The organism is Methylobacterium sp. GXS13 (genome assembly GCF_001455965.1).
In the GTDB taxonomy this organism is placed as follows: domain Bacteria; phylum Pseudomonadota; class Alphaproteobacteria; order Rhizobiales; family Beijerinckiaceae; genus Methylobacterium.
Genome location: NZ_LKKO01000059.1, coordinates 1 through 17,302, shown reverse-complemented (window position 1 = coordinate 17,302; position 17,302 = coordinate 1). Strand labels below are relative to the sequence as shown.

Below are 17,302 nucleotides of genomic sequence, written 5' to 3'. Positions count from 1 at the left end.
GTTTCCGAGCCTTAGACCAACTGACCAACTGACCGGTACGTCAGGCGTTCTCCCATGATACCAGATAGTGCGCGCTCTGTCCGCGCGACATCGTTCACGCCCAGCTTGACCCGATTGTTGTACCGGAAATCGAACTCCGCGAGGTAGCGGTGCAGGTGCTGCTTGCCGCAGTGCTGGTAGACGCCCTTCATGCCGCGCTTGAACACGGAGAAGTAGCCCTCAATCGTGTTCGTGTGGACGATGCCGCGAACGTACTCCTTGGCGCCGTGAGCGGTCATCTGATGGTCGGCAAAGGTAGCGCCGACTTTCGTGTAGATGCTGGACTCGTCCGTGTAGAGGCTCGCTTCCTTGACGATGTTGGCCTCGATAATGGGTCGGATCGTCTCGGGCTTGATGTTATCCACCACGACGTAACGGACCTGACCAGCGTCGCGGTCAAGAAGGGACAGCACCTTCATGTTGTGGTGATAGGCGCGCTTTTTCGGGGCGCCGGGCTTGCGGCCGATGAAGGTCTCGTCAGCTTCGACGGTGCCAGAGGCGCCGGGCATGCCGTCGATCCCGCCCATCGGAGCAAGCGCGCCGTCGCGCATGGCCTCGCGGATACGGTGCGTGAGGAACCACGCGCTCTTATAGGTGATGCCAAGCGCCCGGTGGATCTGGTGGCTGCTGACGCCCTTCTTAGAGGCACACAGGAGGTAGACGGCCTGGAGCACCTTGTGGAGCGGGATATGGGCGCTCTCAAATATGGTGCCGACCTTGACGGTGAACTGCTTGCGGCACTGCTTCTCGGCGCACTTCCGCAGACCCCGGCGGGTCTTGGACAGGTCGTAGTGCTTCGCGTTGAGAGAACCACAATGCGGACAGACCGGGCCATTCGGCCAGAGCTTCGCCTCGAGGTAGGCGAAGGCCGCGTCTTCGCAGTGCAGGTGGGCGTTGGACAGGGCAAACATTGGTAGGGCTCCGATAGCCAGAACCTTACCTCAGATCGCATGGTGCGCAAAGGATATAATCGTCTTCGGAATGGGCCGTGATGCGACGGGAATGGGCTCATCACGATTGGGATCGGAACACCCGCGCCCGTGATTTCGCCCCCTCCCCGCAAGCTGTCCTCAGCGGGGTAGCGGGGCTCGCTCGATCCCGATCGCTCCTCCACCGGCTCGCCCCTGCCCGATCGCGGCCTCTGGGGCGTTCGGCGTCGATCGCGCGATGCCCTCCGCCCGTGCCCCGACCTTCGCTGAGCTGTGCGTCCGCGACATTCACTAGGCCGTTACCTATAGCCTTTCATTGCCGAACCTTAATTGTTCGGACATGAGGCTAAAACAACCGTCGGCGCTTAATACAGCAGGGCTGGATGAGGCACTAGCGACGAAAAGCCTGCATCCAGTGCCGAGGCGGAGGTTCCCAAAATGGCTACTCGCAAATCCGTGACTGCAGCGCTCGTGATCACCACTTTCCTCGGTGGATCCGCCTACGCTGCCGAACAGGCGACCCAGCAGGCCGTCGCGCAGCCCAGTGCCGCGCAGAAGGCGGTCGATCAGGATGTCGGCAAACTCTCGAAGGACGGCGCGCAGGCGTTCCGGGACCTCCAGATGACGCGGCTCGCCATTTTCGAAGCCAACCCGTCCCAGGCCAAGGACATGATCGCCAAGGCTCAGGCGGCGTTCCAGAAGGCGAAGACCGATGATGCGGTCTTCAACAAGGCGGAAGCCGATCTCAAGGCGCCGGCCGACATGGCGGGCGGCAAGCCGGCACCGTCCGGAACGGCCCATACCAAGGCGCCCTCCAACGAGCAGGTCGCTTGGGTGCCCGTCGACGCCCAACTGACCCTCGGTGACGATTTCGTAGCCACGCCGGAAAAGGCCTCGGCGGTCACCGAGGCGAACAAGAACCTCTCTCGGGGCGATCAGAAGGGTGCGCTCGACAAGCTGAAGCTCGCCCATGTCGACGTCAACTTCACCATGGCGGTCCTGCCGCTCGACAAGACCGTGGCCGACGTCAATCAAGCGGCCACGCTGATCGAGCAGGGCAAGTACTATGAGGCGAATGCCGTCCTGAAATCGGCCCAGGACAGGGTGCGCTTCGATGTGATCGACGCCGTCGCCCTTCCGCAGAAGGCCACTGCAGCGACGGCCGGCAAGGCATCGCCGCATGACACCGGCGCGAAGACGGGCGCAAACGCCGGCAAATAAGCGAGCCTGGCGCGATCCCCGTTCGGCTCAGTCGGCGCATCCCGCGATGCGCCGGCCGCCCCTGGCCGCGGAACCGTAAGAGCCGCCGACAAAGCGGGGGCGCCGGAAGGAAATCCGGCGTCTGTCGACACATCGCGAAACCGTCCGCCAGGGCCGCGGCCTGCGGCGGGTCGCGCCGGGCCTGGCGTTCCGTCGGCGATCGGCGTCCGGTGCAGTCTCAGTCGCCTGTTGGATGCACGGGAATCCCAAATTCGTGATCCATCACGCAGGAACAGGGCCTTCCGGGAAGAATTCTGGCACTGCCAATTCAATGGAGGAGATGTAAATGCTGAAGAAGACGGCGAGCGCCTCTCTTTGTCTCGCGTGCCTTTGGGCGATCACCCCGGCCATGGCCGCTCCGCAGGACATGCCGCAGGGCAAGCGCAATGAAATGTCCATGAAGGACACCAAGCACGACGTGACCTCGCAGCAGAAAGAAAACAAAGAGGCCAACAAGAACGTCGACAAGCTCATCAACAATCGCAAATAAATCGCACCCTGGCGCCACGATACGTCGTGGCGCCTCAGGCGTCGGATCCCGTTGACGCTTTCGGCGTCCCACGCTTGGACCCGGGCCAAGAGATCACCCGACAAACAGCCGGCTTGACGACGTGCGGACGCGATGGCGTCGGTTTCGCCCGTCTAAGAAATTACTCCTCGTCGTATGACATCCAGATGGACCCGTGGAGATGTGGGGCATGCGCGTCCTGAAGATAGGCTTGTCTGTTCTTGCGGTCGTGGCGGCGTCTCCGACGCTCGCACAACCCGCAGGGCTTGGTGGCGGCAGAACGATCGTGCCCGGCAGCGGCCCCGGGACGACGATTGCGGGTCGCACGGCCGGTCAACTCATGGAAGCCGCAAACGCTGAGGATGCAGCCAAGCGTCAAGGCTTGAAGCCCACCACGTTCCTCGCCTCGAAGTTGATCGGCGTCGAGGTTCGCAATCCCGCCGGGGGAAGCGTCGGGAAGATCGACGATCTGCTAATCGCGAACGGCGGCACCCTGGAGGCCGTCGTGATCGATGTCAGCCGGTTCCTTGGCCTCGACGACAAGCGGATCGCGGTCGAGCCCGGCGCCCTTGTTCTGCGGCCAGGGGGCGATCGATTCTCGGCGGTGCTCGACATGGGTACGGATGCGATTGCGGCCGCCGAGCCGTTCAACGCCGCCAAAGCACGCGCCGCGCGCTGAAGCGCTCGCCGTCGACAGCGAAACGGCCTCGCCCCCCCCGCGAAGAGGGCGGCCCTGTCGCGCAATCCCGACCGTATGTTGCGATCCCTCACGGGCGCTCGTCCGACGGACGCGCATTCTCGCAGACGGATCGCCTGACCTCCTCGCCGAGTGCGTCGCCGCCATCCAGGCATCGGCCAGCGGAAGCCGGCAGGGAAACGGCAGCCGTCGCTGAGCGAAGCGGACCGCGACGGCCTTTGGGATGCGTGACGCGCCCCCGAGGAGCGCTCAGCCGCCCCGCCCGATCTGCGCGAGACTCAGCGCCCAGACCCGCTCCTGCACGGATTCGTCGCTGCTCTCGGCCGATGAGGTCTTGGGCCGGGAATGCGAGAAATAGCGGCCGGTGACGCCGTCGAGCTCGGGGGCGGTCGCCACATGGAGCGAGGTTTCGGCGCCCTTGTCGGGCTGGGTCAGGAACGGGCGTATCAACGACCAGGCGGCCCCGAACAGGCCGCCGGTGTTCTTGGCGAAGCCGGTATTGATCACCCCCGGATGCAGGGCGTTGACCGTGATGCCGTCGGCCTGAACCCGCCGGGCGAGCGCGTAGGTGAACAGCACGTTGCCGAGCTTGGCCTGGGAATAGGCCCGCATCGCGCCGTAGCGCCGGGCGCCTTCGATGTCGGCGAAGTCGACATGGCCCCGATAATGCGCCGCCGAGGCGACATTGACGATCCGCGGCTTGCCGCCGGCCGCGGCCGAAGCCTTCAGGGGGCCGAGGAGGTCGAGCGTCAGCAGCACGTAGCCGAGATGGTCGAGCGCCCAGGTGCGTTCGATGCCGTCGACCGTAAGCTCTCGCCGGTCGAAGATCGCCCCGGCATTGTTCACCAGGCCGTCGAGGCGCGGGTAGGCGTCGCGCAGCGATGCGGCGAGCTGGCGGATCTCCGCTTGCGCCGACAGGTCGGCGACGTGCGGGTCCACGATGGCGCCCGGGACGGAGGCGCGGATCCGCTCGGCGCAGGCTTGCGTCCTGCCGGAATCGCGCCCGACGATGGCGACCCGCGCGCCCTTGCGCGCGAGCCCCAGGGCCGTCTCGTAGCCGATGCCGTTGGTCGCCCCGGTGACGAGGCAGACCTTGCCCTGCATCGCGTCCGCCATGCGGCTCAGAAGACCGCCTGACCGACCGCGAAGGCGATGACCACGATCACGATGGCGACCAGCAGGAACAGGCCGAACAGGATGCGTGCCAGCGAGCCGGCGCCCGAGGCGATGCCGGTGAAGCCGAGGCCGCCCGCGATCAGAGAGATCACGAAGCAGATGAGGGCCCATTTCAGCAAGGTCATCGCGTCACTCCGGAAGCGCCCGAGGCACGGGCGAACTACAATCGTTCCCTCAACCGGCCGCAAGCGAGACCGTTCCGCGTCGACGTGATGCCAACAGCCTTTTATTCTCAGGCCGTCCGATTCTCAGGCTGTCTTGGCCACCGGCTGCGCCGGAACGTCGGCCCGCTCCAGCATCATCTCGGCCAGCGTGTGGTAGAGCCCGCCGCGGCAGACCGCCTTCGAGGCCGCGTCGGCGATGAGCGCCGCGATCATCAGCGGGATCATCATCGTGTGGTTCTGGGTCATCTCGGTGACGATGACGAAGCTGGTGATCGGCGCCTGGAGCACGCCGGTGAGGTAGGCGACCATCCCGATCAGCACGAGGGCGCCCACCGGCATGGCCGGCAGGAGGCTGTGCATCGTCCCACCGATCCCGGCCCCGACCGCCAGTGACGGCGCGAACAGGCCGCCCGGGATGCCGCTGACCGAGCTGAGCACCGTGGCGGCGAATTTCAGCGGCGCGTAGGTCCAGCCGGCGGTCGCGTCGCCATGCAGGATCGCCCGGGCCTCCTCGTAACCGGTGCCGTAGGCGGTTCCGTTGGAGGCCAGCCCGCACAGGGCCACGCACAGGCCGCAGACCGCCGCGAACACCACCGGCCGGGCGCCGATCAGGCGGCCGGCGGTTCCCGGCAGGCCCCGGGCGAACAGGATCACCAGCCGGCTGAACACCCCGCCGGCGAAGCCGCCCCCTGCCGCCAGCGCCGGCACGATCCAGCTCGCCGCCAGCGGCAGCTCCGCCTGGCTGGTGCCGAAATAGGTGTAGTTGCCCATGAGCCAGAGGGAGGTGAGGCCGGCGGCCACGATCCCGGCGACGATCAGGCCCGACGAGCGCGCCTCGTAGGCCCGGCCCAATTCCTCGATGCCGAACACGATGCCGGCGAGCGGGGTGTTGAACGCCGCCGCGACCCCGGCCGCGCCGCCCGCGAGCAGCAGCCCCGGCAGGCGGTCCGGCGTCAGGCGGCCGAAGGCGGCCATGATCGCGGCGCCGACCTGCACGGTCGGCCCCTCGCGGCCCGCCGAGGCGCCGCAGAGCAACCCGAGGAACAGGACCATTACCTTGCCGCACGCCACCCGGGGCGAGATCAGCGAGAACCGGAAGCGCGCATCCCGGGCGTGCCGGGCGGCGATCACCTGCGGGATGCCCGAGCCTTGCGAGTTCGGGAACACGGTCCGGGCGAGCAGGGCGGCCAGCGCGAAGCCGGCGGGCGTGAGCACCAGCGCAATCAGCGGCGAGGGCGCGGTGAGCCGCCGGAACCCGTCCTGCGCGAGATCGGCGCCCTTGGCCATCAGCACCGCGGCCAACCCGACGCAGATGCCGCCCGCGAGGAACAGCAGCCGCCCCCGCCACAGCGGATAAGCCTCCAGCGAGGCCGAGCGCAGGCGCGTGATCGAGCGGCGGTAGCGGGAGCGTGTTGTGCTGGGCGCGCGAGTCGTCTTCGGCGCGTCATCCCGCATCTGGTCCATGAATAAATATTTCGCTCCCGCCGACTGAGGGCAGGTCATACCGCACTTAGCCGCGAATGGCTCGGGTTACGGCGCGATTGCCGCGGCGAGCTGGCTGTTCTGCATCGCCCGGTGAGGGTGGATCGCTGACGATCCACGTCAGGCAAGGAGGCCTGCGAATGCCGCCCGCCTGCGGTTGACCAAACCTTCGTAGACTGCGTTTGGTGAAGAATTGGGACCGACGGCAATGTACCAAGCTCAGAGTGTGATGCGATGCGAGGCGTGATTTCGCATCACGATGGTCACGGGAGATGTTCAGTCACTCTCCGATCTGATGGGTGACGATTTGGTATTAACGGGCCCGCCGGGAACCGTGATGACGAAGGAGAAAGACCTGGAGGCAACCCGGATCCTGATCGTCCAGATCCAGCGGTTCGATCTGTTCGAAACGCGCGTTCATCCGGCCGATACGCTCATTGCCACCACAACCAAGGCAAAGCTCGAAGCTACGTTCGATCAGCATCCAGCTTTAGGTATCTTCGCCTACACGCATGTCTGGCGCGAATGCGATCCGGGCTTGCGTATCGTAGCCGGCCATTGCTCCAGGGTTGAAGACCTCTGATCCCGGCGGTTTCAACGTCCGCTGCTGGTTACCAACGCCGGAAGCATCCGGCTGAGGATCGTGGTCTATGCGACTGCTTTTGCCACCATGTCCGGATGCTGTCCGATGACACGCACATAGGCGATGGCGAAATCCGGCGCGGTCACCCGCGCCTGCTCCCAATCGCGCAGCGTGCCGACCGGAACCCGGAAGCGGCTGGCGAACTCGGACTGCGACAGGCCGAGCCCGGTCCTTGTCTTACGGATCAGGCGTGCGCGCTGGGCACGATCCAGCGCCTCGGCCGTCACGTCGAAATCTTCGGCGTCGCCCGAGTCAGCCGGCAGTGCGATAGGCTCTCTCTTCACCTGTGTTGCTCCTTCTCACCGAGATGAAACGGGGCAGGTCGGCCCTCCAGACAAACACGCCGGTAAACAGCTTCCCCTCAACGATCCCGACCACCTTGAACCTTTCCTCCCCGTCGATCTCACGGATGGAAGCGATAATCAGGTGATCGTCGTCCTCGAAAATGCGGTCGCCGAAGGCCAAGGGAAGCTTGTGCTTCTCGCGGTTGGTCGCGTCCTTGGCAGGATCGAACCGGTCGGATGCCATGACCGCGAGTCATACGGAATTCCCGTATTATCCGCAACCTCGACGATCGATGGACGATCGCTCACCCCTCCGCCTCACACAGCCGCTCCACCGCCTTCACATACGCCTTCGCGTCGAACTTCTTCAGCGAGTTCTCGCTCTGGTAGCGGACCGTGCCGAAGATCGGGCGGCGCTGCCAGGGGCGGTCGTGGAGGCCGTACACCCAGGCGACGTTGGTGAAGGAGTTGGGGTCGCGCCCGTCCAGGAAGTAGCGGTTGTTGAGCCGGAGCGTCCGGGCAAAGCCCTCCTCGGGCGAGGGCGACCATTCCAGGATCTTCTTGCCCCAGTACATGCGCAGCTGGTTGTGCATGTAGCCGGTCTCGCGCATCTCGCGCATCGCGGCGTTCCAATACGGCTCGTGGGTCTCGCCGGCCGCAAGCTGCTCCTCCGAATACGCATGCGGACGCGCATCGTCGGCCTGCTCGGCCAGGGTCTTGCGGGCCCAGTCCGGGACCGCCTTGTCGTAATCGTCGTAGCCCTCCGTGTAGAAGACGTGGTTCATGGCGAGCTCGCGCCGGACGATCAGCTCCTCCAGGTAGGCGCCGCGGTCGTCATCGTCGCCGGCCTTGGCCTCCCGCACCGCCAGGGCGATCTCCACGGAGGAGATCTGGCCGAAATGCAGGAACGGGCTCATGTGCGAGGCAGCGGCCGCCTCCGGCATGTTGCGCCCCGCACCGTAGCCCGCGAACCCGTCCTTCAGGAACGCCTTCAGGCGCTTGCGGGCTTCGGTCTCGCCCCCGGTGAAGCGCTTCACCGGCCCGACCACCCGGTCAAGCGTCATGCCGGCCAGAACCGCCTCCGGATCGGAGACGTCGATCTCGCCCTTGGGCGTCACGGCCTTCGCGGCATGCTTGAGCTTGCGCGGGCGCAGGTCGGCGATGAACGGGTCCCAGAGCCGGTTCAGCTTCGGCCGCAGCGTCCGGGCGGCGTATTCATGCTTGTTCGACGCGGTCTCGACAGGCACCACCACGTCGCCCTCGACCTGGACGATGCGCGTCTTCACGGCCTTCGTGATCTCCCGGTACCAGCCCTTCTGGATGGCAAGGTAGCCCCGGTCGAGGATCAACAGCGCGGCCTCCTCGGCGAGGTCGATGGCGATCTTCGCCGGCGAGCACTTGCGCATCACGAAGCCGACGCCGCGCTTCTCCAGCCCCGCCTTCGCATCCGCGAGACCCTGGAGCAGGAAGGCGTAGTGCCGGGCATTGGCCTCCGGGAATCCGCTCGCGCCGTCGAGCAGGCCGAAGCAAGCGACCACCGGCAGATCGAGGCGGTTCGCCTCCTCGATGGCGAGTTCGAGCGCCGGATTGAATGTCGCCCGGTTGGCCTGCTGCAGGAGATACAGGACATACCGTCCGTCCTTCCGCGGCTCGACATCGTTGAGAACCCGGATCCGCTCACCCTGGATCGCCATATCCGCACGCATTCCTTGCACCAGATCCGACAAAGACTTGGCCGGAAAGCTAGAGCGGGTATCGAATTCGTCCGGCCGGAGGCCCGTTATGAAATGCCGCAGTGAAATCGTCAGCCGGCAATGGAACCGCCACGACGAAATCCCGGCTCCTTAAGGGTTTACGGTCGGTTTTTCGGGTCCATCGCGCGGGAGATCTGTCCTGTGGGGCATCGGCAGCGCTGCGACATTTTCGACACAGCGCCCCGGCGATCCTTTTGGCGGCGCGAAAAAGGGCGCCGTTCCCGTCCCGACGGGCTTGTAATTTTTCCCAGCGCGCGCAGATTGTGCAGCGCGGGATGGCGATGGCGTCGCCGTCCCGCTGCCCTTCTTGGGCGTTTCCTCCCTAGACTTCGGGCCGCTCCTTCGGGAGTGGCCTTTTTTCTGTCCGCTCCGATCTGTCACCGCGTCGGCGCCGTAGCGCTGGCACCGGGCCGCGCGGGACGCCATGCTGGTGCCGAGCGCCGGGACAGGCGCCGGGAGGACACGCCATGAGGGTTCTTTCCACCGCGCTGCCGGCGCTCGCTTGCCTGCTCGCCCTCGCGGGCCCTGCCGCCGCCGCGGAGGCTCCACGCTTCGAGGTCGACCCATCCTGGCCGAAGCCCCTGCCGAACGACTGGATCCTCGGCCAGGCCTCCGGCGTCGCCGTGGATGCGCAGGACCATGTCTGGGTGGTCCAGCGGCCGCGCACGCTCACCGACGACGAGAAGGCCGCGAGCCTCGATCCGCCGCGTAGCAAGTGCTGCAAGCCCGCGCCGCCGGTGCTCGAATTCGCCCAGGACGGGACCCTGCTGCGCAGCTGGGGTGGCCCGGGTGAGGGCTACGACTGGCCGACCAACGAGCACGGCATCCAGATCGACGAGAAGGGTTTCGTCTGGATCGCCGGCAACGGCGACCAGGACGGCCAGCTCCTGAAATTCACCCCCGACGGCAAGTTCGTCCTGCAGATCGGCAAGTCCGGCCCGCAGACCGACAGCCGCGACACCAGCCGCCTGGGCAAGCCGGCCAATGTCGATTTCGACGGGGCGGCGAACGAGGTCTACGTGGCGGACGGCTACTACAACCACCGCATCATCGTGTTCGACCGGGACACCGGGGCTTTCAAGCGGATGTGGGGCGCCTACGGCAAGCCGCCCACCGACGACAAGCTCGGCCCCTACGACCCGGCTGCCGCCCCGCGCCAGCAATTCGCCAACCCGGTCCATTGCGTGCGCATCGCCCATGACGGGCTGGTCTATGTCTGCGACCGCACCAACAACCGGATCCAGGTGTTCCGGAAGGACGGCAGCTTCGTGAAGGAGTTCGTCGTGGAGAAGAACACCCGGGCCAACGGCTCGGTCTGGGAGCTGGCCCTGTGGCCGGACGCCGACGAGACCTACCTGCTCAACGCCGACGGGGCCAACAACGAGGTCCGCACCCTCGAGCGCGCCACCGGCGCGACGGTCGGCGCCTTCGGCCGGAACGGTCGCATGGCGGGCCAGTTTCACTGGGTCCACAACCTTGCAGTCGATTCGAAGGGCAACGTGTTCACCACGGAGGTCGACACCGGCAAGCGGGCGCAGAAGTTCTTGGCGGTGGGGAGTTTCGTGCTGCGCAAGCGGGTGCCGTGAGGGCGGATCGGCCGGAGGATGCACCCGCACGGCGCATCCTCGTTCTGGGTGGTACCGGCACGATCGGCCGCGCGACGGTGCGTGCGCTGGCGGCGCGCGGTCACGCGGTCGTCTGCCTCGTCAGGCGCCGCGACCCGTCAGGGCCGGCGGATCCCCCCGCCCTGCCCGCGGGCGCCACCGCACGGGTCGCGGACGTGACCGATCCGGCCTCGCTCGCCCGCGACGGCCTCCGCGGCGAGCCGTTCGACGTCCTGATCTCGTGTCTCGCCTCGCGCACCGGCTTGCCCGACGATGCCTGGGCGATCGATTATCAGGCGCATGTGAACGCGCTGGAGGCCGCCAGGGCGGCCGGCGTCACGCATGTCATCCTGCTCTCGGCGATCTGCGTGCAGAAGCCGGTCCTCGCCTTCCAGCACGCCAAGCTGGCGTTCGAGCGGGTGCTGATCGAGTCGGGCCTCGCCTACACGATCGTGCGGCCCACGGCCTTCTTCAAATCGCTCTCGGGGCAGATCGATCGGGTGCGGCGCGGCAAGCCGTTCCTGATCTTCGGCGACGGGCTGCTGACCGCCTCCAGGCCGATCAGCGACGACGACCTGGGCCGCTACCTCGCGGACTGCATCGACCATGAGGACCGGCGCAATCGCATCCTCCCGATCGGGGGGCCGGGCGAGGCGATCACCCCGAAGGCGCAGGGCGAGCACCTGTTCGCCCTGCTGGGGCGCGCGCCGCGCTTCCGGCACGTGCCGGTGGCGCTGCTGGACGGGATCATCGCCGTTCTGTCCATCCTCGGGCGGCTAGTCCCGGCCCTGGCGGCCAAGGCCGAGCTCGCGCGCATCGGGCGCTATTACGCCACGGAGTCGATGCTCGTCCTGGATCCGACCACGGGCCGCTACGATGCCCGCGCCACGCCCTCGACAGGCTCTGACACGCTGTTCGCTTATTACGCGCGCGTGGTCCGAGGCGAGGCCGTCGCCGAGCGCGGCGACCACGCCGTGTTCTGACGGCACGGGTATCGGACGTCTCAGGGATTGCTCGACCCGTCCTTCCGACCCTCGACCTCGTCCTAAGGTGCCCGCTCCAGCCGGCCTCGAAGGAGCGCGCCAGGCCCCCTCTCCCGGGCGGGCTAGCGGATTCACACTTCAAAAAGCTCTGCCGCAAGCCTCTGAAACACAACGCGTTTCCCCTCCCCCTTGCGGGGAAGGGTCAGGGGTGGGGGTGGTGCAGGATCGAGCCTAACGGTGCCTTCTGCACCACCCCCACCTCCAACTCCTCCCCGCAAGGGGGAGGAGAGTGGGTCGCGCTTTCCGCAAGCCATTGTGTGAATATCGTAGCCCGCACGGGCTAGCGGATTCACACATCAAGATAGTTCTCGCGCAAGCCTCTGAAACACAACGCATTTCCCCTCCCCCTTGCGGGGAGGGGTCAGGGGTGGGGGTGGTGCAGGATAAGGCGCAGTGGTGCCTTCTGAGCGACCCCCACCTCCAACACCTCCCCGCAAGGGGGAGGAGAGCGCGCCGCGCTTTCCGCAAGCCATTGTGTGAACATCGTAGCCCACGGGAGAGGGGACCTGCGCCTCGTCCTGGCCTGCAAGCCCGTCCGTCGATCGAACGACCCTCAGTCCGCCAGATCGAGGGAAAAGATTCGGATCTCCATCAGGCGGGATCGTCTCTCATTCCCCGTCAGCGCGTCGCGCTCGCCCCCGCCCGGCTCGCCGCCAGCGCCGCCGCCATGCCGGCCGCCGCGTAGAGGTTGATCCGGGAATAGACCCCGAATTCGGAGCCGTCGTCGAGGAAGCCGCCGCCCGGGCCCTGCGTCTCGGTCAGGATGGCATTGGCCTCGTCGAGCGTGAGCGACGGGAAGGCCGCGGTCAGCAGATGGCCGGCCTCCGGGGCGATTGTGGCGACATCCTCCCGGGTGTTGGCGGTTGCGTCATGGACCACCGGCAACCCGTAGGTCTGGGTCGCCTCGTAGAAGGCGGCGTTGGCGGCTTCGTCCTTGAACCGGCCGGTGTCCCGCGCCGCGCAGGCCGCCACCGTGCCGCCGCAGCCGGCCGTGAGAGCCTCGGCCATCGCTGCGCGGGCCTCCGTCAGGAGGGCTTGGTAATCGGTCACACCGACGTGCTTGTCCGCGTCCGTCGCGTTCGTGTCGATCACGGCGGGGTTCTTCCGGATCTGGCCGACATAGGCCGGGTCGTTGGCGAGCAGATGCGCCACCGCGTGGAGCGAGGTCGTGCGCCCGCCGATCACGTCCATGGCGTAATGCGCCCCGACGATGATCCGGTCGTTGCCGTATTCGGCGGCCCGCGCGATCATCTGCTGGTAGCGCTCCGGCACCAGCAGGGCGAGGATCAGCGACTCGGTGTAGCCGTAGGTCGTGTGGCCGCTGGGATAGGACGGGCTGTCGACGAGATCCTGCTTCGGGCCGCGCAGCCAGTCGAGGGAATGGGACGCCGCGCCGAAATAATCCTCGCCCCGGTAGGCCCGGAGCGCCGGCAGCGTCTGGAACGGCCGGGAGTTGCCGAACCGGTCGGCCCCCGGGCTGCGCGCCGGCCGGCCATAGGCCTTGCCGAACACGTCGGTGACGGTGCCGTCCGTCAGCAGGGAAGCGGCCTCGGCCGAGACCGGGTTCTTGCCGTTGGTGGTGCCGTTGGCGAAGAAGAACTTGCCGGCATTCGAATCCGACTTGGTGACGTTGTTGGTGTAGCCGATCAGGTCCGCCACCGTCGGCGCCACGCTGGTGAAGGCCTTGTAGTCGCTGTAGCGCGCCCGGGCCTGATAGGCGGTGGCGAGCGTCGTGCCGAGGCCGTCGGCGAGCCCGGTGGCGTTGCCGTCGGTGATGAAGCAGTCCCGCAGGGCGAGTTGCTGCTGCTCGGGAAACGGCAGCAGAACCGGCTGCTTGAGCGTGCCGGCCTGGATATCGCCGGTCACCCGCAGGTTGGCGTCCAGCGCGGCCCTACCCGCGGGGCTCCCTTGCAGTCGGGCCACCGGCGCCAGGCCGCGCAGGGCGGTGAGGTTGGCGGGCGATTGCGCCAGCGCCTGGAGCGGCAGCACCGTCCCGAGCAGCGCCAGGCCGAGTCTCATGGTCCCGATCATGCCGTCTCCTTCCCTGGTCGATGCGCGCCCGGCTGGCACCGCCAAAGGCCGGGTTCCTAAAGGGCTCAGCCCTTTGGCGGGGTATCGGGGCAGAGCCCCGATGACGGAAGAGGTCGGCCCTCCACCCGCAAAAGGTCGTCGACCTTTTGAAACCGGGATTTCACGACTTCGCTATCCCCGCGCCCGGGCCCGGATCATGAAGTTGTCGTAGGTGTATTCGGCCACCTGGAACCAGAGATACTCCTCGTTCCGGAAGGTGCGCATCGCCTCGTAGACGCGGCGGAAATCCGCGTTCTTGGCGGCGATCTCGGCATAGACGTCATTGGCGTTCTTGAGCGCGCCCTCCATCACGTCCTGCGGGAACGGCCGTAGCTGGGCACCGCCGGCGACCAGACGGCGCAGGGCCTGCGGATTGCGCGCATCGTACTTGGCCTGGACCTCGGCGCCGACCTCGGCGGCCGCTGCGCGCAGGATCGCCTGGTAGGTTTTGGGCAGCGCCTTCCACGTCTCGGCATTGAACCAGAAGTGCAGCATGGCGCCGCCCTCCCAGAAGCCGGGATAATGGTAGACCGGCGCCACCTTCTGCAGGCCGAGCCGCTCGTCGTCGTAGGGGCCGATCCACTCGGCCGCGTCGAGCTTCTTCGATTCCAGCGCCTGGTAGATCTCGGGGCCGGGGGTGGATTGCGGCTGGACGCCGAACTTGGCGAGCACCTGGCCGCCCATGCCGCCGATGCGGAACTTCAGGCCCTGGAGATCGGCGAGGCTCTTGATCTCGCGCCGGAACCAGCCGCCCATCTGCGCGCCGGTATTGCCCCCCGGCAGGCAGACCAGACCGGATTTGGCGAAAACTTCGGCGAACAGCTCGGCGGCGCCCCCAGCCTGCCACCAGGCGGCGGCGCCCCGTGCGTTGAGGCCGAACGGGATCGCGGTGGCGAGCGCGAAGGTCGGGTCCTTGGCCTGGCCGAGGGTCGCCGGGCCATGACCCATCTCCACGGTGCCGGCCGACACGGCGTCGAGCAGAGTCTCGGCCGGGACCGGCTCACCGGGGCCGAGCACCTGGATCTGGAAGCGGCCGTCGGTGGCTTCGGCGACGATCCGGCTCAACGCCTCGGGGGCGCCGAACAGGATGTCGAGATTCTTGGCGTAGGCCGAGGACAGGCGCCAGCGCAGCTCGGGGGCGCCCTGCGCCAGGGCGGGCGCGGCCAGCGGCCCGGCGATCGCCGCGCCGAGGCCGGCTGTGAGGATCGTGCGGCGGCGCGGTCCACCGACAGGAGATTGCGCGCTCTGAGGCTCGTCCAACGGCATCTCGTCTCAGCGTGTCCACATCCGGCCGGCGGGGGATCGGCGCGCAGGTAGCACGTCCGCTTGCGTTCTCGAAACGCGAGTGCCTCGACGCCGTCGCGCCTCGAAACTGCGCGACGCCCATGATACGCGCCCGGCCATGCGATCCGAGCCTGAAGTCACCCTGCATACCGTCTGCGGCCTGGAGGAGCTGGCCGGCCACGGCACGCGCGGGGTCAGCCACGTCCTGTCCCTGCTCGACCCCGGCACCCCCGAGCCGGAGGCGTTCGGCACCTTCGGCGCCCATGCCCGCACGACCCTGCATTTCCACGACTGCCTCGGCCCCGGCGAGGGCCTCGTGCCGCCCGAGCCCGAGCATGTCGCGGCGATCCTCGGCTTCGGTCGCAACCTCGATGGCGCCGGCCATCTGCTGGTCCATTGCCATTACGGCCTGTCGCGCTCCACGGCGGCGCTGCTGATGCTGTTCGCCCAGGCCGCGCCGGAGAGTCCGGCCGAGGCCCTGGTGGCCCGCCTTCACGCCCTGCGCGAGCCGGCCTGGCCCAACGCCCGGATGATCGGCTTCGCGGATGCGATGCTCGGTCGCGAGGGCCGGCTCAGCGAGGCGGTCCGCCAGCTCCACGGAGTCCAGTTGCGGGTCCGGCCGCACCTCGCCGAGCTGCTGCGCGGGCTGGGACGCGGCCTGGAGGTCGACGCCGCCGAGCGGGGGTAGGCGGCGTCAGGAGAGCGCCAGGGCTCGGCGGTCACTTCCCCGCAGGGGTAAAGCTCCCGTCCTTCCAGACATAGAGGACGTAGCCCTGGGCGGTGACGTCGCCCTTGGAATCGAACCCGACCGTGCCGAGCACGAGGTCGAACCGCTCCGTATGGAGCGCCTGGGCGATCGGCTTCGGGTCGGCCGAATGCGCGAAATTACCCGCCGCGACCAACGCCTGCATCGCCGCGTAGCCGTAGATCGTCGAACCGGTGGGATCGATGCCCTCGGCCTTGAACGCCTTCACGACGCTGGCGGCGGCAGGCTGCCGGCTCGGATCGAGGTAGAAGGTCATCAGCACGCCGTTGCTCGCCGGCCCGGCGATCTTGGCGAAGTCCGGCGTGGCGATGGCCGAGGTGCCGAACCATTGCGGGCGATAGCCGCGATCGGCGGCGATCTTCACGAGGCGGCCCATCTCGGTGGCGTCGCCACCGTAATACACCACCTCGATCCCCGCGTTCTTGAGCCGGTCCACCAGGGCGGCATCGTCCGCGTCGCTCGGTACGAACGACAGGGACAGGGTTTCGTTGATGCCGATCCGGTTGAGGTTGTCCTTGGTGGCCGCCGCCAACGTCCGGGAGGCGGGAGTCGGGTCCTGGATCAGCGCGATCTTGCGGTCGCGGAACCGCTCCGCGAGCACCGCGGCCGACAGGCGGGCCTGATCGTCGTCCCGCCCGCAGACCCGGAAGACGTTCGGCAGCCCCCGGTCGGTCAGCCGGGCCGAGACCGAGGCCGCACTGATCATCACGACGCCGTTCTGGGCGTAGATGTCGGAGGCCGCGATCGAGGCGTTCGAGCAGACATGGCCGACGACGAGGTGCACGTCGGAGCGCACGAAGTGGTTGGCCACCGCGGTGGCGGTGTTCGAGTCGCAGGCGTCGTCCTGGACGTCGAGGGTCACGGGCTGGCCGTCGAGCCCGCCCATGGCGTTGGCGTCCCGGGCCGCGGCCTCGACGCCGCGCAGCACCTGCTCGCCCACGGCGACGTAGGGACCCGAGCGCGGGACCGCCACGCCGACCACGACATCGGCCGAAGCCGGCCCGGCCGACAGGAGCGCGAGACACAGGCTCAAGGGGATCAGCGTGGGCCGGAACAGCCCGCGGGCGGAGACGACGCGTCCGATCTTCATCGGGCTTTTCTAAGCATCCTTACGCGAGGCAGCCACCGACGCGGGCGGCATGCGGCTCCGTACGCGCGCTCCCGCTCCGCACCAAACCGTCGGTAAAGCCCATACGCGAGGACGTTGCGGAACGCGATTGTTTTCCACGGCCGCCGGGAAGTCGTCCCGTCCTTACTTCGCGTAATAGTAAGCGGTCGCGACCGAGGAGACCGGCCCGGTCACGGAGGTGAAGACCGACAGGACCTTCGACACTTCGGTGAACGGCGCGTTCGAGACGTAGATCAGGTCGCGGTTGCGCATGCGGAAGGCCTGGGTGGTGAACAGGCTGTTGGGGTCGCGCATGTTGATCCGGTAGACCACCGGGACCAGCGGCGTGCCGGTGAGCTTCGTGGCCGGGTTCAGGCGGCGCACCACGCTGGCGGGCTCGAACCGGAAGATGAACGTTCCGGCCGGATCGGCGGCGAAGTCCGAGAGGCCGCGCGCCTTGGCGAGAGCCTGGGCGAGCGTGATGCCGTCGG

Annotated in this window: 17 protein-coding genes and 1 pseudogene; 7 read left to right on the top strand and 11 right to left on the bottom strand. The window is 67.6% G+C overall.

Annotated features, from left to right (window positions below):
• Positions 1 to 11 precede the first annotated feature (11 nt).
• Positions 12 to 950 carry an IS1595 family transposase gene (locus AO398_RS20995; RefSeq protein WP_058194136.1) on the bottom strand — a complete coding sequence of 313 codons (939 nt, stop codon included), beginning with the start codon at positions 948 to 950 and terminating at the stop codon, positions 12 to 14.
• A 456-nt stretch (positions 951 to 1,406) separates the two neighbouring features.
• Here AO398_RS20995 and AO398_RS20990 point away from each other — a divergent pair, with 456 nt between their 5' ends.
• From AO398_RS20990 to AO398_RS20980, 3 genes are all read left to right on the top strand, one after another.
• Positions 1,407 to 2,189, top strand: coding sequence for a YfdX family protein (locus AO398_RS20990; RefSeq protein WP_058194135.1), 783 nt, complete (start codon positions 1,407 to 1,409; stop codon positions 2,187 to 2,189).
• Positions 2,190 to 2,514: 325 nt separating this feature from the next.
• Positions 2,515 to 2,718: a hypothetical protein gene (locus AO398_RS20985; RefSeq protein WP_058194134.1), complete on the top strand. Its 204-nt coding sequence runs from the start codon at positions 2,515 to 2,517 to the stop codon at positions 2,716 to 2,718.
• A 208-nt stretch (positions 2,719 to 2,926) separates the two neighbouring features.
• Entirely contained in the window at positions 2,927 to 3,415 is a 489-nt protein-coding gene (locus AO398_RS20980; protein WP_058194133.1) for a PRC-barrel domain-containing protein, read from the top strand.
• Positions 3,416 to 3,682: 267 nt separating this feature from the next.
• On the opposite strand, the gene AO398_RS20975 is transcribed toward AO398_RS20980, so the two are convergent.
• The 3 genes from AO398_RS20975 to AO398_RS20965 all read right to left on the bottom strand — a co-directional run bounded on the left by AO398_RS20975 (position 3,683) and on the right by AO398_RS20965 (position 6,228).
• Positions 3,683 to 4,537: an SDR family oxidoreductase gene (locus tag AO398_RS20975; RefSeq protein ID WP_058194151.1), complete on the bottom strand. Its 855-nt coding sequence runs from the start codon at positions 4,535 to 4,537 to the stop codon at positions 3,683 to 3,685.
• A gap of 17 nt (positions 4,538 to 4,554) precedes the next feature.
• On the bottom strand, positions 4,555 to 4,734 hold the full coding sequence (locus AO398_RS20970) for a DUF1328 domain-containing protein (protein ID WP_007566531.1): 180 nt from the start codon (positions 4,732 to 4,734) through the stop codon (positions 4,555 to 4,557).
• Positions 4,735 to 4,857: 123 nt separating this feature from the next.
• Positions 4,858 to 6,228, bottom strand: coding sequence for a chloride channel protein (locus tag AO398_RS20965; RefSeq protein WP_058194150.1), 1,371 nt, complete (start codon positions 6,226 to 6,228; stop codon positions 4,858 to 4,860).
• Positions 6,229 to 6,514: 286 nt separating this feature from the next.
• Here AO398_RS20965 and AO398_RS20960 point away from each other — a divergent pair, with 286 nt between their 5' ends.
• Positions 6,515 to 6,838 (top strand): nuclear transport factor 2 family protein, encoded by a 324-nt coding sequence (locus AO398_RS20960; protein ID WP_058194132.1) that lies wholly within the window; start codon positions 6,515 to 6,517, stop codon positions 6,836 to 6,838.
• Between the two features lie 65 nt (positions 6,839 to 6,903).
• Here the strand turns inward: AO398_RS20960 and AO398_RS20955 are convergent, their stop codons facing one another.
• The 3 genes from AO398_RS20955 to AO398_RS20945 form a co-directional block, all read right to left on the bottom strand.
• Positions 6,904 to 7,182 (bottom strand): helix-turn-helix domain-containing protein, encoded by a 279-nt coding sequence (locus AO398_RS20955; protein ID WP_058194131.1) that lies wholly within the window; start codon positions 7,180 to 7,182, stop codon positions 6,904 to 6,906.
• Positions 7,151 to 7,426, bottom strand: coding sequence for a BrnT family toxin (locus AO398_RS20950; RefSeq protein ID WP_058194130.1), 276 nt, complete (start codon positions 7,424 to 7,426; stop codon positions 7,151 to 7,153). The genes AO398_RS20955 and AO398_RS20950 overlap by 32 nt, the downstream gene beginning before the upstream one ends.
• Before the next feature lie 61 nt (positions 7,427 to 7,487).
• Positions 7,488 to 8,876, bottom strand: coding sequence for a deoxyribodipyrimidine photo-lyase (locus tag AO398_RS20945; protein ID WP_058194149.1), 1,389 nt, complete (start codon positions 8,874 to 8,876; stop codon positions 7,488 to 7,490).
• Positions 8,877 to 9,403: 527 nt separating this feature from the next.
• On the opposite strand from AO398_RS20945, the gene AO398_RS20940 reads away from it, so the two are divergent.
• On the top strand, positions 9,404 to 10,522 hold the full coding sequence (locus tag AO398_RS20940) for a hypothetical protein (protein ID WP_058194129.1): 1,119 nt from the start codon (positions 9,404 to 9,406) through the stop codon (positions 10,520 to 10,522).
• On the top strand, positions 10,519 to 11,523 hold the full coding sequence (locus AO398_RS20935; protein WP_152997587.1) for an NAD(P)H-binding protein: 1,005 nt from the start codon (positions 10,519 to 10,521) through the stop codon (positions 11,521 to 11,523). The genes AO398_RS20940 and AO398_RS20935 overlap by 4 nt, the downstream gene beginning before the upstream one ends.
• Positions 11,524 to 12,201: 678 nt before the next feature.
• On the opposite strand, the gene AO398_RS20930 is transcribed toward AO398_RS20935, so the two are convergent.
• Both AO398_RS20930 and dctP read right to left on the bottom strand, forming a co-directional pair.
• Positions 12,202 to 13,614, bottom strand: coding sequence for a phosphatase PAP2 family protein (locus AO398_RS20930; RefSeq protein ID WP_058194128.1), 1,413 nt, complete (start codon positions 13,612 to 13,614; stop codon positions 12,202 to 12,204).
• A gap of 171 nt (positions 13,615 to 13,785) precedes the next feature.
• Positions 13,786 to 14,919 (bottom strand): TRAP transporter substrate-binding protein DctP, encoded by a 1,134-nt coding sequence (gene dctP / locus AO398_RS20925; protein ID WP_058194127.1) that lies wholly within the window; start codon positions 14,917 to 14,919, stop codon positions 13,786 to 13,788.
• A 136-nt stretch (positions 14,920 to 15,055) separates the two neighbouring features.
• On the opposite strand from dctP, the gene AO398_RS20920 reads away from it, so the two are divergent.
• Positions 15,056 to 15,625, top strand: a complete 570-nt coding sequence (locus AO398_RS20920; protein WP_058194126.1) for a hypothetical protein — start codon at positions 15,056 to 15,058, stop codon at positions 15,623 to 15,625.
• A 31-nt stretch (positions 15,626 to 15,656) separates the two neighbouring features.
• On the opposite strand, the gene AO398_RS20915 is transcribed toward AO398_RS20920, so the two are convergent.
• Both AO398_RS20915 and AO398_RS20910 read right to left on the bottom strand, forming a co-directional pair.
• Entirely contained in the window at positions 15,657 to 16,793 is a 1,137-nt protein-coding gene (locus AO398_RS20915; RefSeq protein WP_058194125.1) for a branched-chain amino acid ABC transporter substrate-binding protein, read from the bottom strand.
• A gap of 162 nt (positions 16,794 to 16,955) precedes the next feature.
• Positions 16,956 to 17,302, bottom strand: a pseudogene (locus AO398_RS20910) (sugar transporter); the annotation flags it as partial.